This window comes from Actinoplanes sp. CA-252034, assembly GCF_050956125.1.
GTDB lineage: Bacteria > Actinomycetota > Actinomycetes > Mycobacteriales > Micromonosporaceae > Actinoplanes.
Genome location: NZ_CP191846.1, coordinates 10521119 through 10547464, shown reverse-complemented (window position 1 = coordinate 10547464; position 26346 = coordinate 10521119). Strand labels below are relative to the sequence as shown.

29 protein-coding genes and 1 pseudogene are annotated in these 26346 nt (G+C 69.0%); 11 read left to right on the top strand and 19 right to left on the bottom strand.

What is annotated here, in order from left to right; genetic code table 11:
* Positions 1 to 77: 77 nt before the first annotated feature.
* The 3 genes from ACQPZW_RS47830 to ACQPZW_RS47820 all read right to left on the bottom strand — a co-directional run bounded on the left by ACQPZW_RS47830 (position 78) and on the right by ACQPZW_RS47820 (position 3589).
* A complete protein-coding gene (locus ACQPZW_RS47830; protein WP_433792590.1) occupies positions 78 to 689 on the bottom strand; it encodes a biotin transporter BioY in 612 nt (203 codons plus the stop codon).
* Positions 690 to 831: 142 nt separating this feature from the next.
* Entirely contained in the window at positions 832 to 2796 is a 1965-nt protein-coding gene (locus tag ACQPZW_RS47825) for a M4 family metallopeptidase (protein ID WP_433792589.1), read from the bottom strand.
* A gap of 193 nt (positions 2797 to 2989) precedes the next feature.
* Positions 2990 to 3589 carry a DNA mismatch repair protein MutL gene (locus tag ACQPZW_RS47820; protein WP_433792588.1) on the bottom strand — a complete coding sequence of 200 codons (600 nt, stop codon included), beginning with the start codon at positions 3587 to 3589 and terminating at the stop codon, positions 2990 to 2992.
* Between the two features lie 36 nt (positions 3590 to 3625).
* Here ACQPZW_RS47820 and ACQPZW_RS47815 point away from each other — a divergent pair, with 36 nt between their 5' ends.
* The 6 genes from ACQPZW_RS47815 (at position 3626) to ACQPZW_RS47790 (ending at position 9743) form a co-directional block, all read left to right on the top strand.
* Entirely contained in the window at positions 3626 to 4312 is a 687-nt protein-coding gene (locus ACQPZW_RS47815; RefSeq protein ID WP_093622001.1) for a response regulator transcription factor, read from the top strand.
* Positions 4309 to 5613, top strand: coding sequence for an ATP-binding protein (locus ACQPZW_RS47810; RefSeq protein ID WP_433792587.1), 1305 nt, complete (start codon positions 4309 to 4311; stop codon positions 5611 to 5613). Before ACQPZW_RS47815 ends, ACQPZW_RS47810 begins: the two co-directional genes overlap by 4 nt.
* 104 nt (positions 5614 to 5717) lie before the next feature.
* Positions 5718 to 6530, top strand: a complete 813-nt coding sequence (locus ACQPZW_RS47805) for a lytic polysaccharide monooxygenase (protein ID WP_433792586.1) — start codon at positions 5718 to 5720, stop codon at positions 6528 to 6530.
* Positions 6527 to 7141 carry a DUF305 domain-containing protein gene (locus tag ACQPZW_RS47800; RefSeq protein ID WP_433792585.1) on the top strand — a complete coding sequence of 205 codons (615 nt, stop codon included), beginning with the start codon at positions 6527 to 6529 and terminating at the stop codon, positions 7139 to 7141. Before ACQPZW_RS47805 ends, ACQPZW_RS47800 begins: the two co-directional genes overlap by 4 nt.
* Positions 7142 to 7247: 106 nt before the next feature.
* Positions 7248 to 8315, top strand: a complete 1068-nt coding sequence (locus tag ACQPZW_RS47795) for a PQQ-binding-like beta-propeller repeat protein (protein ID WP_433792584.1) — start codon at positions 7248 to 7250, stop codon at positions 8313 to 8315.
* A 204-nt stretch (positions 8316 to 8519) separates the two neighbouring features.
* Entirely contained in the window at positions 8520 to 9743 is a 1224-nt protein-coding gene (locus ACQPZW_RS47790) for an MFS transporter (RefSeq protein WP_433797865.1), read from the top strand.
* Positions 9744 to 9782: 39 nt separating this feature from the next.
* Here the strand turns inward: ACQPZW_RS47790 and ACQPZW_RS47785 are convergent, their stop codons facing one another.
* Both ACQPZW_RS47785 and ACQPZW_RS47780 read right to left on the bottom strand, forming a co-directional pair.
* Entirely contained in the window at positions 9783 to 10766 is a 984-nt protein-coding gene (locus tag ACQPZW_RS47785) for an HNH endonuclease (RefSeq protein ID WP_433792583.1), read from the bottom strand.
* 38 nt (positions 10767 to 10804) lie between these two features.
* Complete coding sequence (locus tag ACQPZW_RS47780; RefSeq protein ID WP_433792582.1) at positions 10805 to 11584, bottom strand: hypothetical protein; 780 nt, start codon at positions 11582 to 11584, stop codon at positions 10805 to 10807.
* A 184-nt stretch (positions 11585 to 11768) separates the two neighbouring features.
* Between ACQPZW_RS47780 and ACQPZW_RS47775 the strand changes: the two are divergent.
* Positions 11769 to 12604 (top strand): annotated as a pseudogene (locus ACQPZW_RS47775) (phosphoribosylaminoimidazolesuccinocarboxamide synthase).
* Positions 12605 to 12631: 27 nt separating this feature from the next.
* Here ACQPZW_RS47775 and ACQPZW_RS47770 read toward each other — a convergent pair.
* The 5 genes from ACQPZW_RS47770 to ACQPZW_RS47750 form a co-directional block, all read right to left on the bottom strand.
* Positions 12632 to 12889, bottom strand: coding sequence for a DUF3040 domain-containing protein (locus ACQPZW_RS47770; protein WP_433792581.1), 258 nt, complete (start codon positions 12887 to 12889; stop codon positions 12632 to 12634).
* A 91-nt stretch (positions 12890 to 12980) separates the two neighbouring features.
* Entirely contained in the window at positions 12981 to 13601 is a 621-nt protein-coding gene (locus tag ACQPZW_RS47765) for a malonic semialdehyde reductase (RefSeq protein ID WP_433792580.1), read from the bottom strand.
* A 310-nt stretch (positions 13602 to 13911) separates the two neighbouring features.
* Entirely contained in the window at positions 13912 to 14247 is a 336-nt protein-coding gene (locus ACQPZW_RS47760; RefSeq protein ID WP_433792579.1) for a winged helix-turn-helix transcriptional regulator, read from the bottom strand.
* A 10-nt stretch (positions 14248 to 14257) separates the two neighbouring features.
* A complete protein-coding gene (locus ACQPZW_RS47755; protein WP_433792578.1) occupies positions 14258 to 14413 on the bottom strand; it encodes a hypothetical protein in 156 nt (51 codons plus the stop codon).
* Positions 14410 to 14709: a hypothetical protein gene (locus ACQPZW_RS47750; RefSeq protein ID WP_433792577.1), complete on the bottom strand. Its 300-nt coding sequence runs from the start codon at positions 14707 to 14709 to the stop codon at positions 14410 to 14412. Before ACQPZW_RS47750 ends, ACQPZW_RS47755 begins: the two co-directional genes overlap by 4 nt.
* A gap of 272 nt (positions 14710 to 14981) precedes the next feature.
* Here ACQPZW_RS47750 and ACQPZW_RS47745 point away from each other — a divergent pair, with 272 nt between their 5' ends.
* Complete coding sequence (locus ACQPZW_RS47745) at positions 14982 to 15872, top strand: helix-turn-helix domain-containing protein (protein ID WP_433792576.1); 891 nt, start codon at positions 14982 to 14984, stop codon at positions 15870 to 15872.
* Between the two features lie 56 nt (positions 15873 to 15928).
* On the opposite strand, the gene ACQPZW_RS47740 is transcribed toward ACQPZW_RS47745, so the two are convergent.
* Positions 15929 to 16165, bottom strand: coding sequence for a DUF397 domain-containing protein (locus ACQPZW_RS47740; RefSeq protein WP_433792575.1), 237 nt, complete (start codon positions 16163 to 16165; stop codon positions 15929 to 15931).
* Between the two features lie 618 nt (positions 16166 to 16783).
* Between ACQPZW_RS47740 and ACQPZW_RS47735 the strand changes: the two genes are divergently transcribed.
* Complete coding sequence (locus ACQPZW_RS47735; RefSeq protein WP_433792574.1) at positions 16784 to 17035, top strand: hypothetical protein; 252 nt, start codon at positions 16784 to 16786, stop codon at positions 17033 to 17035.
* A 56-nt stretch (positions 17036 to 17091) separates the two neighbouring features.
* Here the strand turns inward: ACQPZW_RS47735 and ACQPZW_RS47730 are convergent, their stop codons facing one another.
* The 4 genes from ACQPZW_RS47730 to ACQPZW_RS47715 form a co-directional block, all read right to left on the bottom strand.
* Complete coding sequence (locus ACQPZW_RS47730) at positions 17092 to 17913, bottom strand: SAM-dependent methyltransferase (protein ID WP_433792573.1); 822 nt, start codon at positions 17911 to 17913, stop codon at positions 17092 to 17094.
* 112 nt (positions 17914 to 18025) lie between these two features.
* Positions 18026 to 19600, bottom strand: a complete 1575-nt coding sequence (locus tag ACQPZW_RS47725) for a diguanylate cyclase (protein ID WP_433792572.1) — start codon at positions 19598 to 19600, stop codon at positions 18026 to 18028.
* A 142-nt stretch (positions 19601 to 19742) separates the two neighbouring features.
* On the bottom strand, positions 19743 to 21320 hold the full coding sequence (locus ACQPZW_RS47720) for an MDR family MFS transporter (protein ID WP_433792571.1): 1578 nt from the start codon (positions 21318 to 21320) through the stop codon (positions 19743 to 19745).
* Positions 21317 to 21745, bottom strand: a complete 429-nt coding sequence (locus ACQPZW_RS47715; protein WP_433792570.1) for a MarR family winged helix-turn-helix transcriptional regulator — start codon at positions 21743 to 21745, stop codon at positions 21317 to 21319. Before ACQPZW_RS47715 ends, ACQPZW_RS47720 begins: the two co-directional genes overlap by 4 nt.
* Before the next feature lie 105 nt (positions 21746 to 21850).
* Between ACQPZW_RS47715 and ACQPZW_RS47710 the strand changes: the two genes are divergently transcribed.
* Positions 21851 to 22459 (top strand): TetR/AcrR family transcriptional regulator, encoded by a 609-nt coding sequence (locus ACQPZW_RS47710; RefSeq protein ID WP_433792569.1) that lies wholly within the window; start codon positions 21851 to 21853, stop codon positions 22457 to 22459.
* A gap of 60 nt (positions 22460 to 22519) precedes the next feature.
* On the opposite strand, the gene ACQPZW_RS47705 is transcribed toward ACQPZW_RS47710, so the two are convergent.
* On the bottom strand, positions 22520 to 23965 hold the full coding sequence (locus ACQPZW_RS47705; protein WP_433792568.1) for a cellulose binding domain-containing protein: 1446 nt from the start codon (positions 23963 to 23965) through the stop codon (positions 22520 to 22522).
* Between the two features lie 176 nt (positions 23966 to 24141).
* Positions 24142 to 24699, bottom strand: a complete 558-nt coding sequence (locus tag ACQPZW_RS47700; protein WP_433792567.1) for a TetR/AcrR family transcriptional regulator — start codon at positions 24697 to 24699, stop codon at positions 24142 to 24144.
* Between the two features lie 89 nt (positions 24700 to 24788).
* On the opposite strand from ACQPZW_RS47700, the gene ACQPZW_RS47695 reads away from it, so the two are divergent.
* Positions 24789 to 25538, top strand: a complete 750-nt coding sequence (locus ACQPZW_RS47695) for a dienelactone hydrolase family protein (protein ID WP_433792566.1) — start codon at positions 24789 to 24791, stop codon at positions 25536 to 25538.
* On the opposite strand, the gene ACQPZW_RS47690 is transcribed toward ACQPZW_RS47695, so the two are convergent.
* The gene (locus ACQPZW_RS47690; protein ID WP_433792565.1) at positions 25531 to 25953 is read right to left on the bottom strand and encodes a VOC family protein; all 423 of its coding nucleotides are present in this window, start codon (positions 25951 to 25953) and stop codon (positions 25531 to 25533) included. The two genes, ACQPZW_RS47695 and ACQPZW_RS47690, sit on opposite strands and share 8 nt — an antisense overlap.
* Before the next feature lie 38 nt (positions 25954 to 25991).
* Positions 25992 to 26333, bottom strand: coding sequence for a hypothetical protein (locus tag ACQPZW_RS47685; protein ID WP_433792564.1), 342 nt, complete (start codon positions 26331 to 26333; stop codon positions 25992 to 25994).
* Positions 26334 to 26346: the final 13 nt, after the last annotated feature.

Below are 26346 nucleotides of genomic sequence, written 5' to 3'. Positions count from 1 at the left end.
CACAGGCTGTGTGCACAGCCTGTGGGTATCGCGCTCGCGAGGCTCCGGGAGATCACCGACCCGTCGGCCGGCAGTGATCAATAACGGTCGCGGCCGTGAATGCGCCGGTTGATCAGCAGCCAGGTGGCCGGCAGCAGCGCGGCGGCGAAGAGCATCTTCAGCCCGTCTCCGAGCAGGTACGGCACGAGGCCCGCGCCGACCGCGGCGGTCAGGTCGATGCCCGTCGAGAACGCCAGCCACGGCACCCCGACCAGATAGATCAGGGCGTTGCCGGCGGTCATCAGGCCGATCGTGTGCGACGGGCGGCGGTCCGCTCCGAGGGCGGCGAGCTGGCCGGTCAGCGCGGCCGCGAGCACGAAGCCGACCAGGTATCCGGCGGTCGCCGAGGGCCAGCCGGAGGCGCCGGCGGCGAACCACGGCACCCCGAGCGCACCGGCCAGCAGGTAGATCAGCATGCCGGCGGCACCCCGGGTGGCACCGAGCGTGGCGCCGGCGAGCAGGACGGCGAAGGTCTGCCCGGTGATCGGCACGGGCGACCCGGGAACGGGGACGGCGATCTGCGCGGCCAGCCCGACGGCGCCGGCGGCACCCAGGGTCAGGAGCACATCGCGTACGGCCGAACGACCCCACACGTCGGCCAGGACGCCCGTCGATCCCCCGGGGTGCACGCGGAAAGCGCTGTAAGTCACGGGAGTGCCTCCTGTCCGTACACGTAGGAGGAACCTTAGGTCCCTACCTGCCCCGATGGCAGTCACGCAGAAAGAACTGTGATGTGGAAGTGATCGTTTCGGGACGCCGCGAGGATGCGGCGCCCCGAAACGGTCAGGGTGTTCAGACGGTGAGCGTCCAGGTGTTGATGTAGCCGGTGTCCGACGAGTAGACGTCCTGGGCCTTGAGGCGCCAGGTGCCGTTCGCCGCTTCGCTCGAGAGGTTGACGGTGTAGGTGGCGACCACGTTGTCCGTGCTGTCGGAGGTGGACGTGGCCTTCAGCGCGTAGGTGGTGCCGTCCGGCGCGACCAGGTCGACCTTCACGTCACCCCGGTAGGTGTGGACGATGTTCACCGCGACCGTCGAGGTGGACGACGCGCTGCGGGCGCAGCCGCTGATCGCGATGTCGCTGTAGATCGCGCTGCCGGCGTCCGGGATCGACACGTCGGTGGCGTTGGTGCCGGTGCAGCCGGTCGGGTTGGTCGTCGTCGAGGCCGACGGCGACGCGGTCGGCGTGGTGGTGGTGCAGGTCGGGTCGGCGGACTGGGCCGGCACGCTCACGGCGTCCCAGGCGGCCTTGGTCTTGTTGAAGAGCCCACAGGTGCTGTCCAGCGCCTTGGCCGAGGTCAGCGTCCAGGTGCGGTACTTCAGGTAGGACGAGCTGGAGGTCTTCATCAGCATCGCGTTGTACATGATCTTGGTGGCGGTCTGGATGCCGACGCCGGTCAGGGCGCCGGTGCCGCTGCACCGGGTGCTGGCGGGCTGCCCGTTGGTCGGGTTGGTGCCCTCGGCGAGCAGGTAGAACCAGTGGTTGCCGGGGCCGGCCGCGGCGTGCACCTCCTGGCTCGGGGTGCTGCTGGAGTAGCAGTTGTCGTCACCGGCGAGCGACGGGTTGTACATGTACCGGATCGGGCCGCTGCCGACCAGGTTGACCTCCTCGCCGACCTGGTAGTCGAACGGGTCGTTGGCGTTCGCGGCGAAGGCCTCGGTGGCCGCGCCGAACACGTCGCCGACGAACTCCTGGGTGCCGTTGCCGGAGATGCCGCCCGGGGTGTTGTCGTCGATGCCGTGGCCGATCTCGTGACCCACCACGTCGAGCGAGGAGATCCACTGCCCGGCGTTGTTCTTGCCGATCTGGACCTGGGTGCCGTCGTAGTAGGCGTTGACGTCGTTCAGGCCGACCCGGATCGGCCAGGCGCCGCCGCTGCTGGTGAAGCCGGTGCGGCCCAGCCAGCTGGAGAGCATCGCCTTCTGCTTCTGCGCGGCGTAGAGCGCGTCGACGCAGCCGGTCTCCTTGTTGGTGCCGGTGCCGTTGCCCCACACGTTGTCGGTGCCGCTGAAGGTCGTGTTGGTCGACGAGTCCTGGCAGGTCAGGCTCGCGATCGACGGGTCCTTCAGGCTGTAGGTGCTACCCGACAGCGTGGTGTCCAGGGTGACCGAGCCGGTGATCCAGCCCGTGCCGGTTCCGCTCACGTGGGTGATGTTGTCCTTGGTCCGCAGCACCTTGCCGGTGATCGCGTCGACGTCGACGGTGAGGCGGCTCGGGCCCTCGTCGCCGTGGTCGTCGATCCGGGTGCCGTTGACGACGGACTCCCAGGCGAGGGCGGGGGCACCGGTCGTGTTGAGCACGACCAGCTTCGTGCTCTCGACGTTCTTCACCGTCTTGAGCTCGGCCTTGGCGAAGGGGACCGACTCGGACGCGGAGAGCTTCGGGGTCACCGAGAGCTGCCCGATCGGCCGGTCCTGAGCGACCGAGGTGTACCGGGTCTGGCCGGAGCGGTCGGTGACGACGACGAAGTCACCACCGACGACCTGAAGTCCCTTGTAGGTGCGCTCATAGGGGACGTACTGAAGGTTGTCGGTCGAGATCACCGGGCGCTGCACGAACGCCTCGTCCGCGCTGGCCAGCAGGGCCGCGGGGCGATCGGCGACGAGAGCCGCCGCCGAGTCCTTCGCTAGCGCCGCGACGGCGGCTGGGTCAGTGGGGATCGGTGTCTGGGCGGTCGCCGGTCCGGAGACCGCCACCATCGCCGACGCTGCCGCGGTCGCGGCGGCCAGAGCGATGACGACTGGGGTACGGGATTTCACGCCTACTCCTCTCCCGCCCGGGGGGTCGGCGGGCGGGCTTCAACCGTCCGAGGACGGCGGGTCACATCGGGGTGACTTGAGGTGAGACGTTATGTATAGACAGGCTTCACCGAATCGGGGAAAACCCTTGCGCTTCTCAGCAAGCGTTCAGGAACTCCCAGGAAGTCTTCAGGAAGTGGGCCTGGCAGCGGTGTCAGGAGCCGACTTCGCTGACCTCGACGAAGGGCTCGTCGTTCCACCATTGAGCATGGACGATGAAGCTCTTCTCGGTCCGGATGAAGTAGACCGCGAGGTTGACGTCCGACCCCTGCTTCTCCACCCGGTAGCCGTCGGCGGGTGTGGCCGTGACGAGCGACACGGTGCCCTTGCTCGTCATCCGGATCACCGCGGTGCCGCCATCGGTCGTGAAGGACTTCACATAGGTCTTCACGCCGTCACTGGTAGTGACGGTCCACCCCTTCTCGGTGGTGGTCGCCGGCGGGGTGGTCGTGGTCGCCGAGCCCGGTGCGGGCGAGGACGGTGAGCGGCTCGGCGGCTTCGGATCGGCCGACGACGACCGGCTGCGGGACGGCGAGGGCTTGGCCGGACGGGTCGGGTCGGCTGTCTCGTCCGGAACCGGGGCGCTGGTCTCCGCCACCGCGGCCGGAGCCGGCAGCTGGTCGATGTCGGGCAGCTCGCCCGAGTCGGCCCGGGCCGCGTTGAGAACCGGCGACAGCGCCACCGAGGAGAGCACGATGCTGGTCGCGGTGGCCACGCACCACCCGGCTATCGGCACCCACCTGGAAGATCGCACGAGGCCATTCTCGCACCTGGTCCTATGGTTATCGCCATGGCGATGATCCTGTTGGTCGAGGACGACCGCATCATCACGGCTGCTCTGACGAGGGCGCTGACCGATGCCGGGCACGTGGTGCGCCCGGTCGGCCAGGCTGCCCAGGCGTTGAAGATCGTCACCCAGGAGCGGCCCGACCTGGTGATTCTCGACCTCGGACTGCCCGATATCGACGGAACCGACGCGCTGCGGATGATGCGGACCGTCTCCGACGTGCCGGTGATCGTCGCCACCGCCCGCCGGTCCGAGGCGGACATCATCGCGCTGTTGAGCGCCGGCGCCGACGACTACGTGACCAAGCCGTTCTCCGGTGGGCACATCCTCGCCCGCATCTCGGCGGTCCTGCGCCGGGCCCGCGCCACCGTCGAGCAGCAGCCCAACGCGATCACTGTGGGTGAGCTGGTGATCCGGCCACGGCAGCGCCGGGTCGAGCTCCGCGGCGAGCCGCTGCAACTCACCCGGCGCGAGTTCGACGTCCTCGCGTATCTTGCCGAGCGGGTCGGCCAGGTGATCAGCCGGCGTGAGCTGATGAACCAGGTGTGGCAGCAGGCGCGGATCGGCGAAGAGCAGACCATCGACGTCCACATCTCCTGGCTGCGCCGCAAACTCGGCGAGACCGCCGCCAAACCGCGTTACCTGCACACCGTACGGGGAGTGGGCGTCATGATGGTCGATCCGCAATGAGATGGGCGCTCAACCGCCTGGCGCTGGCCATCACCTCGATGGTCGCGCTCGCCTTCCTCGTGCCGCTCGCCGTCGCCACCCGGCAGATCGCCTACGACCGGGCCATCTCCGACGCGCGTCAGCAGGCCACCTCGATGGTGACCGTGCTCGGTGTCGACAGTGACCTGGTCACCCTGACCAACGCCGTGGCCAGCACCGCGGCCGGCAGCGACGGACGACTGGCCCTGCACCTGCCCGGCATCGACCCGATCGGCGCCTCGCACCTCAGCAAGGCCACGGTGCGGCGCGCCGCGGAGGAACGGCGGGCCGCCACCGCCGAGGCCGTGGGCGGGGTCGCATACCTCCAGCCGACCGTGCTCACCGACGGCCGTACCGTCGTGGTCGAGGTCTTCGTGCCGGGCGAGGAGACGCGGCGCGGTGTCGGATTCGCCTGGCTCGCCCTCGGGGGCCTGGCGATCGTCCTGGTCGGCGGCTCGACGCTGCTCGCCGACCGGCTCGGCAGCCAGCTCGTCCGCTCCACCCGCCAGCTCGCCGCGGCGAGTCGCCGCCTCGGCGGCGGCGAGCTCAACGAGCGCATGACCCCCACCGGTCCGCGCGAGCTGCGCGACGCGGCCAGCGCCTTCAACACCATGGCCGACGATCTGCGACGGTTGCTGGATCGCGAGCGCGAGCTGGCCGCGGACCTCTCCCACCGCTTGCGTACGCCGTTGACGGGTCTTCGTCTCGATGTGGAGGCGATGCCGCCCGGTCCGATCGCCGAACGGATGCGCCAGGCCTGCGACCTGCTCGACGAGGAGCTCGAGGCGATCATCACCGGGGCGCGGCTGGGCAGCATCGAGAAACGCGGCTCGCAGCAGTGCGACCTGGTCGAGGTGCTCGCCGACCGGCTGGCGTTCTGGTCGGTGCTCGCCGAGGACCAGGAACGGCCCTGGGAGGTGGTCGGCGGCAACGAGCAGGTGCTGCTGCCGATGCCGGCCGGCGAGGTGATCCTGGTCGTGGACGCGCTGCTCGGCAACGTCTTCTCGCACACCCCGGACGGCACCGCGTTCCGGGTCAGCGTCTCAGCCGGCGGCCTGCTCGTCGACGACGCCGGCCCCGGCATCCCAGACCCGGAACGGGCGGTGACCCGCGGATTCAGCGGTGCCGGCTCGACCGGGCTGGGCCTCGACATCGTGCGCCGGGCCGCCGAGACGGTCCGTGGTCAACTCGTCATAGACCGTAGCCCGCTGGGCGGGGCCCGCATCGGCTTCCTGCTTCACGCACCCGTCCCTGAGCCCGCTGAGCAGCGCAGACGTCGCTGATCACAGCTTTTAACCGAGTTTCCAGTTCCTTTAAGGCTCCGTTATGGCAGTCGCTCCTAATGTTCCGGCCTGTAACTGCCAGGTCGAGTCATTGGAGAGCTGACATGCGCAGGAAGATCGCCTACCCGCTGGCCACCCTCGGGATGGTCGCCTCCTCCCTGGCGGTCGCGTCGTCGCCCGCCCTGGCACACGGCTACGTCTCCTCGCCCCCGAGCCGTCAGGCACAGTGCGCCGCGGGCTCGGTCGCCAACTGTGGCGCCATCCAGTTCGAGCCGCAGAGCGCGGAGGCCCCGAAGGGATCGAAGGAGTGCAACGGCGGAGTCGCCGCCTTCTCCGAGCTGAACAACGACTCCCTGCCATGGCGGGCCACCAACGTCGGGAAGTCGGCGACCTTCAACTGGGTCCTGACCGCCCGGCACCGGACGGCCACCTGGGTGTACTACGTGGACGGCAACCCGATCGCCACGTTCGACGACAAGAACGCCATCCCGGCGGCCTCCGTCTCGCACACCGTCGACCTGAGCCGCTTCTCGGGCCGCAAGACGGTGCTCGCGGTCTGGAACATCGGCGACACCCCGATGGCCTTCTACAACTGCGTGGACGTCAACATCGGTGGTACCGGCGGCGGCTCGACGACCCCGACCACGCCGCCGGCGACCACGGCGCCGACGACCCCGCCGGCCACGACGCCCACCACCGCGCCCACGACCGCACCGACCACCGCGGCCCCGACCGCGACCGCCGCGCCGACCAGCACGGTCCCGGCGACCGGCAAGGAGTGGGCGCCCGGGGTGGCGTACCGGATCAACGACGTCGTGACCTACGAGGGCGTGTCCTACAAGTGCCGGCAGGCGCACCAGTCGATCCGCAGCTGGGAGCCCAGCATCTGGACGCTCGCCCTCTGGCTGCCGCTGTGAAGCGCCGGCACGCCGCAGCCCTGATCGTCGCGGTCGCGCCGCTGCTGCTCGGCGCCTGCGGTACCGAGGCCGACAAGCCCGCACCCGCCTCCACGTCGGCGCAGACCCAGAGCGTCAAGAACGTCGCCGAGATCACCGCGGGCTCGACCTACAACGACACCGACGTGATGTTCCTGCAGATGCTGATCGACAACCTCGAGCAGGGCCAGGAGATGGCGCAGACCGCAGCCAAGCGGTCGGCCCGCGCCGAGGTCGCGGACCTCGCCAAGGCCGTGCAGGCCACCCAGGCCGACGAGATCAAGCTGATGAAGGGCTGGCTCGCCGAATGGGGCAAGCCGGCCGCGCTCGACGAGCGGGTCAGTCTGCATGCCGACCACGGCGGCATGCCGAGCACCGGCGACAAGGAGATCGCGTCGCTCAAGACCGTGAAGAAGGCCGAGTTCGAGACCGCCTTCCTCAACCTCTTCCTGGCACACCAGCACAACGCCGTCGAGTTCGCTCAGCTCGAGCTCGACAAGGGCGGCAACGAGCTGGCCAAGTCCTTCGCGGAACGGGTCAAGCAGTCCCGTACCGACCAGGTCCAGCAGATGCTCAAGCTGCTCGCCGGCTGACGTCAGGTAGGAAACGGGGTAGTCCATCACGGGCTGCCCCGTTTTCCGGTTTTCTAGCATCATGTTGGTTTTGCACAGTGCCTCCGCGGTGCTTCTCTCCCTCGTCATGACTGCCCCACCCCTCTGGGACCACCCCGGCTACGACGCCGAGGACAGCCACCACAACCCGGCCGAGACCGTGATCACCGCCGACCGGATCCGGCACCTCACCCAGAAATGGCAGGCCGACCTCCGGGCCGCCGACGAGAGCTGCTCCGGGTTCGGCGAGCCGGTGCTCTCCGGCGGACGCGTGTACGTCAGCGACCAGCTCGGGATCTCCGCCTACACGGCGGCCACCGGCGCAGTCGGCTGGCGATACGACTGGGCGTACCCGAGCGACGCCGAGACGCCACGGCTCGCCGTCAGCGACGGGCTCCTCATCGCCGCCGGAGGCGACTGCAACTCACAGAGCGACCCGGACGGGGAGATCACCGCCCTCGACGCCCGGACCGGACTGCCCCGGTGGAAGCAGCGGGTCGACACCCCCATCTACTCCGCCGTCGTCGACAAGAGCCTCGTCATCGTGTCCGGGGGATCGCCCTCGGACGAGGACGCGATCATCGCCTACCACGTCCGCGACGGGCGGGAAGCATGGCGGAAAGCCCGGCACCTCGCCGCCGGAGTGTCCGCGAACGGGACGATCCTGGCACGTGTCACCGACGGATCCGACGTCGAGACCGGAACCAGCGTCGGGATCGCCGTCACCAGCGGGGCCGTGCGGTGGACCAGGAAAGCGGAATGGACGGCGCAGGCCGCCTCCCCGGGGAGCGATCGGTTCCTCGTCACCGACAAGGCCGGGACGCTCAGCTCCGTACGGGTGTCGGACGGCACCGTCCAGTGGACCGCGTCCGGCGGCGACGCCACGCAGATCGCCGTCGACCGGGAACGCGTCTACCGGGTGTGGGGGCGCGACATCGAGGCGCTGCGGCTCGCCGACGGGAAACGGGCCTGGACCGCCCGGCAGAAAGTCGACGGGGTGCAGCCCGTCACCGCCGGTGGACTGGTCTATGCCGGGGCGACCGTGCTCCGAGCCGCCGACGGGAAAGCCGCCGGCAACGACCTCGCCGGCCGGGTGATCGTTGCGGGCGGGCGGATCCACCAGGTGGTGAGCGGACGACTCAGGACCCTGGCGTGATCGCACAGTATCGGCCGGCCCTCCGGAGCGCCGCGGGCGTGGGCGGGTGCGGTTGGGGAGCGGTGGACCGTACATCCGCATGGGGGTTGCCGTTGGGTTGTTCCTGACGTTTCGGACTTCGCGGCATTCCGGCCGGCCCGAAGGAGGAGGTGGCGCCGAGGGACGGCGCCACTTTCCTGTGGAGGTGCCGCCGCTTTGGCTCCGATGTTCGCGCCGCTCCGAGAGCGCAACTACCGTCTGTGGGCGGCCGCCGACCTGGTCTCGGTCAGCGGCACATGGATGCAGGTGCTGGCGCTGAACTGGCTGATCCTGTCGGCCACCGGCTCGGCCACCGCCATGGGCGCGGTCGTCATGCTGCAGTCGTTGCCCGTGCTGCTGCTCGGCAGCTGGGGCGGCGCCCTCGCCGACCGGCTGCCGGCCCGACCCCTGCTGATCGCCTTCCAGTCGCTGCGGGCCCTACTCGCCCTGGCGCTCCTGCTGCCCGGCGGAAACTGGGCGGTCTACGCGGTGGCCCTCGCCTCCGGCGTGATCGGCTCCTTCGAGGGCCCGGTCCTCGGCCGATTCGGCTCCGCCCTGGTCCCCCGATCCGCGTTGAGCTCGGCGCTGGCCCTGGGCTCGGTGCTGAGCTCCGCCGGCCGGATCGGCGGCATGGCCCTCGGCGGCGTGCTGATCGGCGTCACCGGCCCGTCCGTCCTCTTCGTGATCAACGCGGTGTCGTACCTCGCCGTCATCCTCGCCCTGCTCGCCATGCGCCTCGGCGACATGCGCCCCCTGGCGGTGGCCGCCCCGTCCGACGGCGGTGTGATCGCCGGATTCCGCTACCTCCTGCGCCAACCGGTGATCCTGGTGGTCCTGGCCCTGTCGTTCGTGCTCGGCTCTCTCGGCCGCAACTACCAGGTCTCGATGGCCGCCATGGTGTCCGGCCCGCTGGGCGGATCGTCCGGTTCGTACGGTCTGCTGTCGACGGTCTTCGCCGTCGGCGCCGTAGCGGGCGGCCTGCTGCTGGCCGGCACCGGCCGCTCCACCCTGCGCGTCCTGGCCGGCACCGGCTTCCTGATCAGCGCATTGCAGCTCTGCTCCGGCCTGGCCCCGTCCGTGCTGGGCTTCGCCGCCCTGATCCTCCCGATCGCCGCCGGCGCCGTCGTCTTCGACACGGTCGTCTCCACCCGCATCCAGCTCGACACGAGGGAGGAGATGCGCGGCCGGGTCCTCGCCACGGTAGGCATCGTCTCCTCACTGTCCGGCATCGTCGGGGCCCCGGCGATCGGTTGGCTGTGCGACACCGTCGGAGCCCGAGGAGCCCTGGTCACCGCCGGAGCCGTGACCACCGTCGCCGCCGTGGCGGGCGGGGTGGCTCTGATCCGCTTGAAGGGCCGAGCCCTCGACTGGTCCATCCTGCTGGGCCGCCCCACCGAACAGCCCGCCTGACGCCGATGCCGCCCGGCACTCCGCTGGGCGGCATTTTCGTCAGTCACCGTCCGGGTCTCCGCCATAGATTCGCGTACGGTGCCACTCGAGGTAGCTCGCCTGCGGAGGAAGAGCGCCGGCCGGCAACAGAAGGCGCTCGGCTAGCGGCGGCCGACCAAACGCGGCACCCACACCTGGGTTGATAGCGACCGCCTTCTCGAGGTCCGGACGAACCAGGATGCGAAGTTCCGGAGTAATCGTGATCAACCCGGTGTCGAATGCGACATCGTGAGTCGGGCAGGCGGTCAGGCCATTGGTGATGTCGAGCCGTTCCCGCGAGTCGCAATCACGCCAGGGCTTGATGTGGGATGCCAGGAGAAGGCGGGGCGTTCGACGGCCTTTGAAGGCAACCGCTAGGCCGCAGAACACGCACTGATGGTCATGGTTGCGCAAGACTCCACGGGCAAACCGATGTTGGCCCACACGAATGGTGGCGGTCAACATCCTCTCGGTCAGCTGGTCGAGAGCGTCAGCCAGTCCCGCACGTACTACCCCAGCGATCTCGCCCGGACCGATCTCATCCTGGCCCAGAAACGTCACCGGCCCCTCGTCATGCTCCAGGTACAGGAAGTCGGGCAGCGCCTCATCCGTGATGCCGACATCCCGAGCAGCTTGAAGGACGAGTCGATAGATGTCAGCCAGCTCGTCGTCGTCATTGAGGAGACGAGCCGCAACCTCCACCTCGTGACGAGCGCCATTTGACCGACTCCCGTCCAGGTTTGCCATCTTGGCCAGCACACTGCTGTTCGGTCGTTTGAAAAGGACGGCGAGGCTCGGCACCGGCTCCTCGGCCTTGTGTGACGTGCTGCCCCCATAACGCCGGTGATCGACCACCAAGCTCGCGGCAAGACATGTCAGCGTCTCCACGGGAATGAAGTCGACCTGCCTGCGTCCGTCGCTCGGCTTCGAGCGCTTGATGATGGAACGCCACTGCTCACGGGCAGTAGATGGGGTGATGGCGAGATAGTCAGCGGCGGTGAGCATCGCTCCTCCGGAGGGGCTGCGAACGGCTGCTTCGGCTTTCATCGAGCGGACAGATAGCGCCCCTCCTCGGAGTCGGTGAACGAGGTTGCTCTCGGCCAGATGGCGGCGACGCTTGCGGCGTTCAGGAGACCCATCAGGTCGTCGCTGGGCCGACTCGGAACGAGGATCGCGAGGTTGACCTCGAAGCTCAGGTAGCGCCGGTAGTCGAAGAGCTGCCCGACCGCGAAACGGAGGCTGTCTCGTTCAGCCTTTGCCTTGACCTCGATCAGGAGGCCGGCTATCGGGTCGTACAGGTCGACCCGGAGTGTTGATCCCGGAATGTCGATGGAGATTCCGTGGAGTCGCTTTCCGCTGGGGTCGCGCCACCGACGGAATCTCTCGCGCAGCACCGACTCTGTCTGCTCGGCCTGTCTATCCGCCGCTTCGGTCCTTACCGTGACCGGTTCCTGGCTGGGGATATCAGGTGGGGTGAGTCGAACGCCTGCGTCGTGGGGTCCCGGCACAGTGGCATTGGCCAGTAGCGCCATGCGGGCACGTGCCTGCGCCAAGGCGTGGGCGAGGGCCGCGCGATTTCCGCGAAGCTTCTTCCACTTCTCCAATGGCTCGCCAGTGATGGGCTTGGGCCCTCGGCCAGGGTTGTCGGTGCTCGCGAAATTCCCGACACGCCAGGTGATGGAGTCGGGGCTTCGTCCAAGAAGGTGTGCGATCTCGACAACTTCCGCGTCATTGGATCGGACGGCTCGACCGCGACGGAGCCAGAGCTCGCCCACGATCCAGTACTCGTCATGCAGCCATGGAAGGCCATCACGAACACCCATCGAATGCTCCCCGCGTGTTTCGGCGGGACGCTACCGATGACCGCCCTAGCGGTATGTAAAGAGCGACTCCCGGTGACTTCGCGAGTGCGGTGTCTCAAACGTGGTTGCAGTCCTCAGCCATGTCTCCACCAGCGGTTCGATAGCGTGAGGGCGCACGCCGCCCAGTCAGCATCGAGGGGAACACGTGGAGCTCCTGCACTCCGGCAAGGTCCGGGACGTCTATGCCGATAGGGGGACCTTGTGCTGGTCGCCTCGGATCGGATCTCGATCTATGACGTCATCCTTCCCACGCCGATTCCGGACAAGGGGAAGATCCTCACGCAGCTGTCGCTCTGGTGGTTCGAGCAGCTCAGTGACGTCATTCCCAACCATGTCATCTCTGCCACCGACGTGCCGGCCGAGTTTGCCGGGCGGGCCATCCGGTGTGAGCGGCTCGAGATGGTCATGGTCGAGTGCATCGCCCGGGGGTACCTGGCCGGCTCGGGGCTCAAGGACTACGAGCGGGAACGGATGATCTCCGGGAACCGGCTGCCGGATGGGCTGGTGGAGTCGTCGAGGCTGCCTGAGCCGATCTTCACGCCCAGCACCAAGGAGGCGGTCGGGGCGGGGCACGACGCGCCGCTGACGTTCGACGAGACGGCCGAGCGGGTCGGCAAGGAGCTCGCCGAGGAGTTGCGCCGGGTGACGCTCGAGGTTTACCGGCGCGGGTCGGAGATCGCGGCGGCCAAGGGGATCATCATCGCGGACACCAAGATCGAGGTGGGGTACGCGAACGGTGTCCTCAAGATGGGCGATGAGGTTCTGACGCCGGACTCGTCGCGGTTCTGGGAGGCCTCCGAGTGGCAGCCGGGGCAGGTGCCCCGTTACCTGGACAAGCAGTTCCTGCGCGACTGGTCCACGAACAACACCGACTGGGACCGCACCGAGCCCGGCCCGGAGATTCCGGACGAGATCGCCGAGGCGACCCGTAACCGGTATGTCGAGGTCTACGAGCGCCTCACCGGCGACCGCTGGCGCTGACGGAGGCCGGCCAGGGCTGGAGCCGGGTCAGAACCGCGGCCGCGCGGTGATCCACTGGCGGCGCCTGCGCATCAGGTGGGCGCCGTAACCGCCGGCCAGGAACGCCTCGATCAAGCCCGTCCACCCGCCGTAGACGATGCAGATCGGGGCGATCGTCCACAGCAGAACGGCAACGACCGACCACCACCGCGGCGGGCGGGCGGCCCGGCGGGCGAACGTCGGGTCGTCGGCTTCGATCTGGGCTACCAGACCCGCGAAGACCTGCTGTTCCTCTGGTTTGAGCACGGTGGTCACCTCCGTCCGAGGGGTGGGCGGCGACCGCGTACCCACAACTGTGTGGTGGGAAACGGCCCGGCGAAGGATCGCCGGGCCTTTTTCATGCCCACTGGACGGTGGTCTCCGGCGACAGTCGTGGGAGGCGGTCACGCCAGGGGGTCTCGCCGGGGTGGCCGAGGTTGACCACCACCATCGACTTGAACCGTCCGTCGGGGAAGAACTCGGCGTCCACGGCGGCCTTGTCGAACCCGCCCATCGGGCCCGCGACCAGTCCGATCGACCGGGCAGCGAGGATGAAGTAGCCGACCTGCAGCGCCGCGCTGAACGAGCCGTTGGTCAGGCGCAGCGGCTCGTTCGCCTCGTAGGTGTCCTTCAGGCCCGGGTTGTGGGGCAGGATCTCCGGCACGTACTCGTGGAACGCCGTGTCCAGCGCCAGCACCGCGATGACCGGCGCGCTCCGCGACTTGGGGCGGTTGCCTTCGGCCAGGTGCGGGATGAGGCGGTTCTTTCCTTCTTCGGTACGCACGTAGAGGACCCGGAGCGGCTGGGTGTTCGACGCGGTCGGCGGCCACTTCGCGAGGTCCCAGATCTCGGCCAGCTCGGCGTCGGACACCGGTGTCGGCGCGAACGACGAGGCGGTCCGGGCCTCGGTGAACAGCAGCGCCCGCCCGTCGTCGTCGAGCCGGGGCCGGTTCAGCTGTGCTTCAGAAAGAGTATCCACTTCTAAAAAGCTAGCGACTAACCCGCGGAAAGCCCGGTGAAATCGGTCACGAACGGCTCGCGCTCGCCGCGAGGGAAGGCTTCGCCCGAAAGACGCGGTGGCGGCCGGGACGGATCGCCCGCGTCGCGCGGCAGCCCCGGGACGGGGTGGGTTTTTTGGGGCGGGATGGCCGTACCGCTGGGGGCGGGTCTGGAACTCCGGAACAAAAGGCCCACCGGAGGAAGAAGGCGCACCTGAGCAAAAGGCCCACCGGAAGAAGGCCGCCGGAGGAAGAAGGCCGCCGGAAGGGGAAAAGACTGACCGGAAGGGATCAGGGGATGTGCTCGTCGGCCCAGTCGGCGATGCGGTCCAGGGCCGGCATGAGGGCGTGCCCGGCCGGAGTGAGGCCGTAGGAGACCGACACCGGCGGTCCCTCGTCGACGATGCGGACGATCAGGCCGGCGATGACGAGGCTGGACAGGCGGTTGGAGAGGACCGAGTCGCTGATGCCGGAGATGCTGCGGGACAGATCGCGGAATCCGACCGGTCCGTCGCGGAGTTTGCCGAGGACCGCCGCATTCCAGCGGCGGCCGAGGAACTCGAAGGCCCGGGACAGGGCGGCATCACGGCGAACGCACGACGCGTGCTGGCCGTCGACCGCTGTCATGGATGCAAAGCTACACGCCGGGGCGCTGCAGGGAGTTGGGCAACTGCTCGGGCGGCACGCACTCCGTGCACCCGTCGCTGCCGCTGCGCAAATACCACCCGAGGGCCACGCCGGCGAGGAGGCTGAGCAGGCCGACCACGGCGGAGACGGTGACCGCCCCGGTCATGTCAGAGGGCTCCGGCGGACCAGCCGCAGGCCGCGCTGGTCGAGGTCGGGAGCGCTGTCGGCCCGAAAAGTCACATAGGGCGCGGTGAACGTGTCGACGCCAGTGCCGCGGTGGTTGCTCGGCTGATACGTGACGGTGACCGCCCGCGGGGACGCCGCCTCGATGATGCCGGCCCGCCAGCCGTCCTTATACACCCACACCGGGTCGGCAGGCCGGTAGCTCTCGGACGGAGCGACCTCGGCCGGATCACGGTGCACCGGGGTCACGGTGGGTGTGGACGCCGTCAGATTCGGCATGGAAATGCCTCCGATGGATTGAGGCGGACTCTTGCCGGGACGCGACGCAACATCTGAGCAGGCGAAGTTTTCGGCACGCTGTGTCAGCGGTCGGATCGTGTCTGTCAGCTATCATGCTCGTCATCAAGTGCGTTCGCAAGGCCGTCTGCACGTGCATCCGCAACGGCGAGCGCCGCGGAGGAAACGAACGGACCGGTTTCGTCGTTCACGATCTCCGCTTTAGGATGCGTAGGGCTGCGCCGGGCAGTCACACAGCAGCGACAAGGAGTCAGGTGAGCGCGGGTTCGCAGGAGGAGGCGCCGGGTGGCGGCCCCACCGTGCTGCGCATCCTGCTCGGCTCCCAGCTTCGGAAGCTGCGGGAGTCGAGAGGGATCACCCGGGAGGCGGCCGGCTACGAGATCCGCGCCTCCGGTTCCAAGATCAGCCGCATGGAGCTCGGCCGCGTCAGCTTCAAGGAACGTGACGTCGCCGACCTGTTGACCATGTATGGGGTGTCCGACTCCGCCGAGCGTGACGCGCTGATCGGCCTGGCCCGTCAGGCCAACAACCCGGGCTGGTGGCAGCACTTCGGCGATGTCCTCCCGACCTGGTTCCAGGCCTATCTGGGGCTCGAGGCGGCCGCCACGCTGATCCGGACCTATGAGATCCAGTTCGTCCCCGGCCTTCTGCAGACGCCCGACTACGCGCGAGCCGTGATCATGCTGGGCCACGCGGGCGCCACCGCGGACGAGATCAACCGCCGGGTCGACGTGCGGCTTCAGCGCCAGCAGATCCTCACCCGTTCGGGTGGCCCCCAACTGTGGGCGGTGATCGACGAGGCGGTGCTGCGGCGCCCGATCGGCGGCGTCGACGTCATGCGGGCGCAGATCGAGGCGTTGATCGAGGCGTCGAAGCTGCCGGGCGTCCGGCTGCAGATCATCCCGTTCATGGCCGGCGGGCATGCCGCGGCGGGCGGGCCGTTCGCGATCCTGCGCTTCCCCGAGCCCGAGCTGCCCGACGTGGTCTACGTGGAGCAGCTGACCAGCGCGATCTACCTCGACAAGCGCGAGGACGTGGACCACTACGCGATGGCGATGGAGCGGGTCTGCATCGACGCCGAGCCGCCGAACGACACTCCCGAGATCCTCGGCAAGCTTCTTAACGAGGTCGGCCGCCCGGTCTAGGAGTAGACCGAGCGGCCGATCGGCACGCTGCCTGAGTAACCAGACAGCCGGGTGGATCAGGCGAGCAGGTTGTCGAAGTCTCCGTCGCGGACACCGCCGAGGAAGGCCTCGATCTCGGCGCGGTTGTAGATCAGTGCAGCACCCTCGGGATCCCGGGAGTTACGCACAGCGACGTCGCCGTTGGGCAGGACGGCGCACTCAACGCAGTTGCCGCTCGGGTTGCTGCGGCGGCTCTTCTGCCAGGTGACTCCCTGCAGTTCGCCGGCGGGCATGCCGTTGACCACGTTGGTCATTCCAAGCTCCCTAGATTTGCCCCCGGATCGCCCATCGATCCGAAGTCGGTGGTGTCCACGTGCCCAAAACTCAGCGTCGATGCAAATGCACGTGCATCTGGCCTTGCGTAGTCACGGGATTCTGAGCATGATAACGCACGTACTACTCCCTGCGGGTGTCACTCAGGGTGACATCTTTAGGTGACGGGTCGGTCGCGGAGCGACAGTCTGCGGCCTCGGCGCGAGGCTCCCTGGCGGGGGCGTCCTTAGCGAGAGGTGACTAGGCAATGTCGATTCCGAATGCCGGCCCCGAACACCCCGAACCGGGCGCCCCCGGCGTGGCCGATGGTCCACGCTGGGGTAACTCGCTTGTTCACCGGGACGCGCCGTTCACCGACGAGGTGTTCGCGGCGTCGACTCGGGCGACCATGGTGACGCACCGGTTCGGTGGAGTCAGGTATGCGTTGAGCCGGCCCGGCGGGACGACCGTCCGCAGGCCGCCTGCCGAGGAGGATGAGTCCGACGCGCGTGACTGAGCTCGTTCGTTGCCACCGCCAGCAGCGACCTGCCCGGGCCCCGCAAGTGCGAGGGCCGCATGTCCGCGGCAACCGGCTACGGCCCAGTGGGCCGTCCTGGCCGGTGTACGAATTCGCCGAGTCCGACTACTGCTACGGCATCGGCCCGATCCGGTTGCGCCTCGAATGGGTGAACTGGGCGCAGCCCATCCCCCATGAGGGTGACTACTGGCTCGGTGTGCGCGGTGTCGTCATCGACCGTTTCGGCCGCGATGGCGCCGTGCGCGAGATGCTCGTCCGGGCGGCGTGTGTGCCCGTCCCGCCTGCTTCCAAGCGGCCACGCTTGAGGGTGTTGCGCAGCAGCACACCCGTGTGACGCCGGGTGGGCGGCGCGGTTCCCCGTGCTGGGCCGCCCACCCGGTCCAAACCTGATCAGGGTTTGCGAGCGACCCCGGCCCAGTAGTAGGCCGCCTCGGGGTTGTCGACCGGCTCGTCCGGCCGCCACGCCGACACCGGGGACACGCCCGGCTCGAGCATCTCCCAGTCGCCGAAGAACCGCTCGACCGCCTCACGAGTACGGGCGACGAGCGTCATGCCGGCACCGGTGGCGGCAGCGACCGCCGCGTCGACCTCGTGGGGGTTGAAGTCGGCGGTCGGGTGGGTGATCGCCAGGCAGCTGCCCGAGGGCAGGGCGTCACGCAGCTCCGCGACCTTCGACCACGGGTCGTCGGCGTCGGCGAGCAGCATGAGGATCGCGATCAGGGTCAGCCCGACCGGCTGCTTCAGATCGAGGGTGTCGAGCAGCGCCGCGTCGGTCAGGATCGAGGACGGCTTGCGGATGTCGGCGGCAATGTACTCACTACGGCCTGAGGGGTGGCTCAGCATCAGCGCGCGGGCGTGGACGAGCACGATCGGATCGTTGTCCACATAGACCACCCGGGTGGACGGCTCGAGCTCCTGCGCGACCTCGTGCAGGTTGGGTCGGGTCGGGATGCCGGTGCCGATGTCCAGGAACTGGCGGATGCCCTCCTGCCGGACCAGGTCACGGGCCACCCGGTGAACGAACTTCCGGTTCTCCTTGGCCATGTAGCGCATACCGGGGATGGCCTGGATCATGGCCTCGCCGACCGCCCGGTCGACGGCGAAGTTGTCCTTGCCGCCCAGCCAGTAGTCATAGATGCGGGCCGAGTGTGGAGCGTTGATGTTGACCCCGGGCGGGGCCACCTCGGTAGGTGCGGAACTGCCCTCTGCCACGACCCGCCTCCTTGCGAAAAAACGCGGTGATACCTCGCGTCGACACACCGCGTTACGACCCCGCCCAGCCTAACCGCAACGATCGACCGTCTTAACCCCCGGAATCCCCTTTTCAGGCGGCGGAGGCATAGCCACGGGGAGCGACCGAGACGACGCGATCACGCCCGGCGTGCTTCGCAGCGTACAGATGACCGTCCGCAGTGGACAGTAGGGCGGGCTGCGTCGGAACGGGCGTCTCCGCGCTGGTGGCGACGCCGATGCTGACGGTCACCGGGAGACCCCGGGTGATCCCGTGCCAGTCGTGGTCGCGGATCGTGCGGCGGATCCCGTCGAGCAGGGCGACCGCCCGGCCGGCGGCGGTGCCGGGCAGCACGATCAGGAACTCCTCACCACCCATCCGGGCGGCGAAACCGCCGGGGCAGCCGGCAGCCACGCCGTCGGCGAGCAGCCCGGCCACCCGGACCAGGACCTGGTCACCCACATTGTGCGAGAGCCGGTCGTTGATCTGCTTGAAGTGGTCGAGGTCGACGAGGGCGACGGTCAGCGCGGGGTCGGAGTCGATCAGGCCGGGCAGGCACTCGTCGATGTGCCGGCGGTTGTGCAGGCCGGTGAGCGGGTCACGGCGGGCCTGCTCGCGGAAGCGCTCGGCCTCCTGCCGGGCCTCGACCGTCTCGAACATCGCCTGCCTGGTACGCGTACGCGCCTCCCGCTGCAGCGAGTGCAGATTTTGATACTCGGTGAAGAAGGTCTTGTGCGCGGTGAAGGCGGCCGCGAAGTCGCCGCGGGTCGCATACAGCTCGGCCTGCTCCTGGTGCAGGCGGACCAGAGACTCACCGAGGTCACGCTCGATGCAGTGCCGGCGGGCGTCGTCGAGGCTGACCTGGGCCTGATCGAACCTGCCGAGGCCGCGCTGGGCCTGCGCCAGGGTCACCAGATACTGGGAGAGATCGTTCGCATCGTCCCACCGGCCCTCGGCATGCCGTTCCAGGCACAGGGTCAGGGTGCGTTCGGCCTCGGCGTAGCGCCCGGTGCCGATCTGGATCGAGCCGATCGTGTCGAGGTACGCGGGCTCGAGCGGCATGTCCCACTGGTCGGCGAGCCGCAGCAGGCGGTCGGCCACTTCCTGGGCGCGCTGCTGATCGCCCGAGTCGTACTCCGCGTAGGCGTGGTTGTTGAGTAGGCACAGCAGGGCCGGGTGGCCGGAACGCACGGCCAGCTCCTCCGCCTGCGCGTAGCGAACGCGGGCCGCGTCCATCGAGCCGGCCATGCAGAAGGCGTCGGCCAACTTGGTGCGGTGCCAGATGTGCATGTGCGTGGTGCAGTCGTCGTCGAGTAGCTCGACCGCCAGCAGTGCATGCTCCAGCGACTGCTCGGCGTCGCCCAAGTGCTGGTGGATGTAGGCCCAGAGCATGTTCATCCGGGCCATCAGGACGCGGGCGTCGTTGGCCACCACCCACTCGTTGACCTGCCAGATCTGCTGGGTGGCCGCGCTGATGTCGCCCAACCGCATCCGCATGTTGGCCTGGCAGAGCCGGGCCCGGGCGATCAGCTGGGGATCGCCGAGCACATGAGCCGCGTCCTCGAGGCGGACGGCCCGCTCCAGCTCGGCGTGGGCGTCCCAGGAGCGCCTGTCCTCGATGTCGAGCAGGGCAGCCGAAATCGTGTCGGCATCGATCGGGAACTCCATCAATCGCCTCCCTCCTCCGGTGCGTGCTTTCCTCAGCGAGGCAATTCGGCACGCGAGAGCCGAGATTGAGGGAAACGCCGCGCTCCCCGAGGCTAGCTCTGCGTGAGGAGTTGACCCCAGGGAGTGCGGCGTGATCTGTGACCTATTCGACCGAAGAGGAGGCGAGCGGCTGTGCTGGTGCCAGGTCGACCGTCGACCGCAGCTTCGTCGGCTTCATCGCCACCGCGGCGATCACACCGACCACGGCCACCGCGGCCGAGATCAGGAAGATGTGACCGGTGGCGTCGCCGTATGCCACCCGAACCACGTGCTGGAGCTGCTCCGGCAGACTGCTCAGGTTGAGGCTGCCGCCCCCGCTGGAGGCCGCGCTCGCCGGCACGCCCATCGCGGTGAGCTGCTCGGTCATCGACTCGGACACCTGGCGGGCGAGGACCGCCCCGAGCACCGAGACGCCGATCGTGCCGCCGAGGGACCGGAAGAAGGCGACCGTGGAGCTGGCCGCGCCGATGTCCTTGAGCGAGACGGTGTTCTGCACGGCGAGGACCAGGTTCTGCATCGACATGCCGACACCGACGCCGACGGCGGCCATCGCGGCGCCGATGTACCAGAGCGGGGTGTCGTGGTCCAGGAACGAGAGGGCGCTGAACCCGGCGACCAGGATGATCGTGCCGGCCACCACGAACGGCTTGATCCGCCCGCTCTTGGTGATCATGCGACCCGCGATCGTCGAGGAGATCAGCACGCCGGTCATCATCGGGATCATCAGAAGGCCGGCCTCGGTCGGGCTGTATCCCCGGCCGATCTGGAAATACTGCCCGAGGAAGACCGAGCCGCCGAACATCGCCATGCCGACCGCGAGGCTGCCGATGATCGCCAGCGTCGTGGTGCGCTCGCGGACGATGGGCAGGGGCACCACCGGCTCGGCGACCCGTGATTCGACCCGGACGGCCAGCGCGAGCAGGAGCACGCCGCCACCGACCATGGCCGCGGTCTGCCAGGAGAGCCAGGCGAACGAGTTGTCCACGAACGACACCCAGACCAGGATGACGCTGACGCCGGCCGCGATCAGCGACGCGCCCAGGTAGTCGATCTTCACGTTGTCACGGCGCATGACCGGCAGGTGCAGGGTCTTCTGCAGGACGATCAGGGCGATCACGGCGAACGGCGCGCCGATGAAGAAGCACCAGCGCCAGCCGAGCGCGTCGGTGTCGACGATCACGCCGCCGAGCAGCGGGCCGCCGACCGTGGCCAGCGCCATCACGCCACCGAGGTAGCCGTTGTAGCGGCCGCGCTCCCGCGGCGGGATCATCGCGGCGATGGCGACCTGCACCAGCGCCTGCACACCGCCCATGCCGAGGCCCTGGAAGGCGCGGGCGGCGATGAGCTGCTCGGTGCTCTGCGTGAAGCCGGCGATCAGCGAGCCCAGGATGAAGATCACGATCGAGGCTTGGACCAGGACCTTCTTGCTGTAGAGGTCGGCCAGCTTGCCCCAGATCGGGGTGGACGCGGTGGCGGTCAGCAGGGTCGCGGTGACCACCCAGGTGTACTGCGTCTGGGTGCCGTCGAGATCACCGATGATCTTCGGCAGCGCGGTGGAGACGATGGTGGAGCTGGCCATCGCCACGAAGAGCACGAGCAGAAGGCCGGACAGTGCCTCCATGATCTCGCGGTGGCTCATCGGGCCCTGCTGCTCCACCCGATCTTTGACGGTTGCGCTCATCGTGAGGCCTCCAGGATCAGGTCGTTGGCGAATCGGTCGAGTGACGTGGTGAGCGTGGCGATCTCCTCGGGCGTCCAGTCGCGCAGCGCCGCGGTGATCTGCTGCTCGAAGCGGCTGCGAACCTCCTCGAGGGCGGCGACGCCCCGGTCGGTGAGCCGCAGGGTGCTGGCGCGGCCGTCGGACGGGTCGGCGATGCGGAGCACCAGGCCGTCACGGACCAGGCCGGCGACCGCGCGGCTGACGGTCGACGGGTCGAGCGCGTGCTCGGCGGCCAACTCCTTCATGTGGCAGCTGCCGGCCGGCTCGTGCCGGCTGATCGCGGCCAGCATGCCGAGCGGCGCGATCGGGGGCTGCTGCTGCTTGACGAGGCGGACGGCCTTGAGCAGGTCGTGGAAGGCGTCGATGAGTCCGCGTCGTTCGTTCATGGCCGCCTCCTCGTTATGCGTGCTGCATGCAACTATCTTCCTAAACTTGCCTGCTGTGCAAGTTTGCTCATTGGGAACTGAGTCACACGCCGGTAGGCTCAGATCATGAGCGCGCCGACCGAGCAGGGCCTCCGCGAGCGCAAGAAGGAGGCGACCCGCCAGGCTCTCTACGAGGCGGCGTTGCGGCTGGCGCTGGAGCTGGGCCCGGACCGGATCACCGTCGACGCCATCGCCGACCGGGCCGGCGTCTCCCGGCGGACCTTCTCCAACTACTTCGCGAACAAGGAGGAGGCTCTCTTCTACGCCGACCGGCGCCGGATGCTGCTGCTCTCCGGCCTGGTCCGGGCGCGCCCGGCGGCCGAGCCGCCCTGGACCGCGCTGACCGCGGCCGCCGCCGAGTTCTACGCCGAGCTGGGCGACCTGGATCCGGAGTGGATCACGCAGAGCCGTCTGGTGCGGCGGCATCCGTCGCTGGCCGCGGCGCAGGTGCAGACCTTCGCCGCCCTGGAGCGCGAGCTGGCCGACGAGGTCGCGGTCCGTTTCAAAGACCAAGACCCCTCGGGGGTACGAGCAAAGCTCGTCGCCGCCACCTTCCTGGCCGTGCTGCGGGTGTCCCTCAACGTCTGGCTGGAGCATCCGGACGAGCGCAGGTTCTGGGACGTGGCACACGAGTCCCTGGACATGGCAGGGCTGGGGTTCGCCGCTCAGAGATGACGAGAGCGCGGCTCCGAGGTGGGGTCACCCGGAGCCGCGCTGGTCTTGCGAAAGGTGTGGTCAGCCCTTGAAGCCGGCCAGGATCCTGGTGAACTCGAACGGCGTCTGGCTCACGTTGGTGCACTGGAACAGCGCGCCCGAGCAGGCGTTCCTGTCGCGGTGCGCCTCCCACAGCGAGACGAACCCGAGGTGCTTGGCATTGGCGTGCGCCACCAGGTCACGGGCGTCGGCCTGGGTGAAGACGCCGTTGTCGTCGTTCACACCGATCATCGGCGTGACACCGACCATCCGGTAGGCGGCCGCGTCGCTGTTGCCGTACAACGACTTGATCTGTGCCTTGGTCGAGTCGACGGCCTGGATGGCGAGGTCGCCGTAGTCCTGGCCGGCGCGGCCGTAGTCCATCGCCATGATGTTGACCAGGTCGACGTCGACACCGGCGTTCTTGGCCGACCGCACCACGTTCAGGCCGTCGGCGGTGAGACCCTCGGGCAGCACCGGCAGGGTGAGCGAGATCTTCAGGCCCGGGTTGGCCTTCTGCAGCGCGGCCAGGGCGGTCGAGCGGCGGGCCACCGAAGCGGCGTCGGCCACGGCGGCGCCCTCGATGTCCAGGTCGATGTACTTCAGGTTGTACGCGTCGACGACCGCCTGGTACTCGGCCTGCAACGCGGAGACGCTGGGGCACGCCTGGGCCAGTTCGACACCGGTCGCGCCGCCGAACGACACCTTCACGTCACCGCCGGCCGCGCGAACCGCCGCGATCTGGTCGGCGAACTGCTTCTGCCGCGGGTCGAACGCCGCGAACCAGCTCGCCTTGCACCCGGCGCTGGTGACGAACGCGAGGCTGAACGACTTGACGCCCCCGCCGGTGGCCAGCGACGACAGGGTGGTTGCGCCGTTGGAGAGCAGGCCCATGTCCACATAGGGCGCCACCAGGACCCCTCCACTCGCCGGCGTGGTGGCCGTGGCGGTCGCGGTCGCCGTCTTCGTGGGCGTGGCCGTCGCGGTGGCGGTCTTGGTGGGCGTGGCTGTGGGCGTCGCGGTCGCGGTCTTAGTCGGGGTGGCGGTCGCGGTGGCCGGCGGCGGGGTGACAGCGCCGCCGGAGCAGGACGCGCCGTTGATCGTGCAGCTCGTCGGATCGCCGCTGCCGGTCACGATGAACCCGAACGAGACCGTCGCCCCAGCCGGGATCGTGCCGTTCCAGTTCGCGTTGCTCGCCGTCTTCGCGGTGCCCGAGTTCGTGATGTCGGTGTCCCAGTAGCTGGTGACCTTGGCCGTCGACGGCAGGCCGAAGACCAGCTTCCAGCCCTCGACAGCGGTCCCGCCGCTGTTGCGGATCGTGTATTTCGCCTGGTAGCCGGTGCCCCAGTCGCTGTCCTTGGCGAAGGACGCGGTGAGCGCGGCCGGATTGGGAGCCGTGGTGGCGGCGACCGCAGCGCCGATGCCGCCGCCGACGGCCAGCACCGCGGCCGTCGAGTAGATGGCGAACCGCAGACGACTGCGTTGCATGGGGGACTCCGATCGATCGAGGACGGAGTCGATTCTTCGGCCGCGCGGCTTAACAGCGCTCCGACCGTACCCTTAAGGATCTTTAAATCCCGGCCGGAGGCAACGCGGGCCGGGAGGGGTTGCGGTGGCCGTGAGGGGACGCGGGCCGAGCGGAGGCAGGGCCGCGAGGGGTGGGCTCAGCGGGCGCCGAGACCGCTGATGACCAGGGTGAGGGCCCGCCGCCAGGCCTGGGGGTCGGCCGAGTGCTGAGCGACGCCGGCGTTCGCCATCATCAGCAGCGCGAAGTCGCGGCCGGTGAAGTCGGCCCGCAGCCGGCCGGCCCGCTGCGCCCTGGTCAGCACGTCGACGGCCCGCTGGTAGGCGGTGGACCTCAGCCCGGCGAGCCGTTCGTCGTCGTCGAAGGCCGAGGTGACGAGCAACTCGGCGAGGCCGCGGTCGGTGGCCTGCAACTCGCAGACGCGGGTGAGGTAACCGACGAACGCGGCCCAGGGGTCCGGGTGGTCGAGCGCCTGGTCGGCGAGATGGACCGCGGCGGTCATGTGGCTGGCGAAGACCTCGGCGATCAGGTGCCGCCGGCTGGGGAATCGACGGTAGAGAGTGGCGTTGCCCACACCCGCGCGCCGGGCGATCTCGTCCAGCGAGGCATCGAGACCCTGCTCGGCGAAGACCTCCCGCGCCGCGGCGAGCAGGGCCGCTCGATTGCGCAGCGCGTCCGCGCGCAGCCGGGTGGCCATGCGCCACAGGATACGACTTTCCGCGGGAAAGACAGAGATCCGATGTTACCGTCCGCTTGATCGACGCGAACGGGACGAGAGGTGCGGGAATGCCACAGATCGAGATCGAGGTGCCGGCCGCGGACGGTACGGCCGAGGCGTATTTCGTCACGCCGGAGGGTTCCGGGCCGTTCCCGGCGGTGCTGATCTTCATGGATGCGTTCGGCCTGCGGCCGCGGATCATGGAGATGGCCGCCCGGATCGCCGGGCAGGGTTATGCCGTGCTCGTGCCGAACCTCTTCTACCGCGACGCCAGCGGGCCGCTGGTCGAACCCGAGGAGATGCTCGACGCCGAGAAGCGGGGCGCCGCCTTCGGTCGCCTGGTACCGATGATCAAAAACCTCACGCGTGAGCGGATCAGCGCGGACACGGCCGCCTACCTGGACTTCCTCGCGGGGCGTGACGAGGTGGCGGACGGCCCGGCTGGGATCGTCGGCTACTGCATGGGTGGCCGGAACGCGCTGGTCGCGGCGACTGAGCACCCGAACCGGTTCGCCGTGCTGGCGAGCTTCCACGCCGGCGGGGTGGTCACCGACGAGCCGGACAGCCCGCACCTGGGCGCACCGAACCTGACGGCGGAGGTCTATTTCGGACACGCCGACAATGACGGCTCGATGACGCCGGAGCGGATCAAGGCGTTGGAGATCACCCTCGCCGAGGCCGGGGTCGAGTACACCTCGGAGCTCTACGAGGGTGCCCCGCACGGTTTCACGATGAGCGACACGGCGATGCACCACCCGGAGGCGGAGCAGCGGCACTGGGCCGTCCTGCTGCCTCTGCTGGAGCGCACGCTCAGCTGATGCAGAACTCGTTGCCCTCCGGGTCGGTCATCGTGAACCACGAGTGCGGGCCCTGACTGGCCTCCCAGAGGAACGTGGCGCCGCGCGCGACCAGTTTGTCGCGCTCGGCGTCCCGGTTCTCCGCGCCGACCCGGACGTCGACGTGCCACCGGTTCTTCACCGTCTTGGCGGCCTCGTCGAACTGGAAGAGCAGTCGCCGGCCGTTCTCCGGGTGCAGGATCGCGGCGCCGGTACGCCAGACCAGCTTCCCGTTGTGGTGGGTGGTCTCGTCGTCGGTGGCGTACCCCTTGGCGACCATGTCCTTGATGAACGCCTCGTCCTGGGGCTCCACATCCCACCCGAGCGTCTCGGCCCACCAGTCGGCGAGCGTGTGCGGTTCGGTGCAGTCCACGGTGACCTGGAAGTCGTAAGCCATGAACCGCACGCTACCGGCGAATCAGGACAGCATCCGGCCTAATTGGCGTAGAGCCCCGGGAAGTACCGGTCGATCGCCGTCACGTCGTACACGTGCCGTACCTCGTTGATCCGGTCTTTCTCGACGCCGAGGAACTCGACCAGGCGGGCCGTGCCGAACGGCGCCGCCAGGTCGTAGATCAGCGCCGCACCGTCCACCGCGTCGGTCCGGGCCACCAGGGTGACGCCGTCCGCGAACGCGGCGATCCGGTGCAGCACCTGGAGCAGCTCCTCCTCGTCCACCGGCGCGTCGAGGTTCCACTCGGCCTCCACGTCCGGGGCGAGCAGTTTGCGTGCCCCGGTCAGGTCGTCGCTGGTCCACGACCTGACCCAGGAATCCACAACGTCCACGATC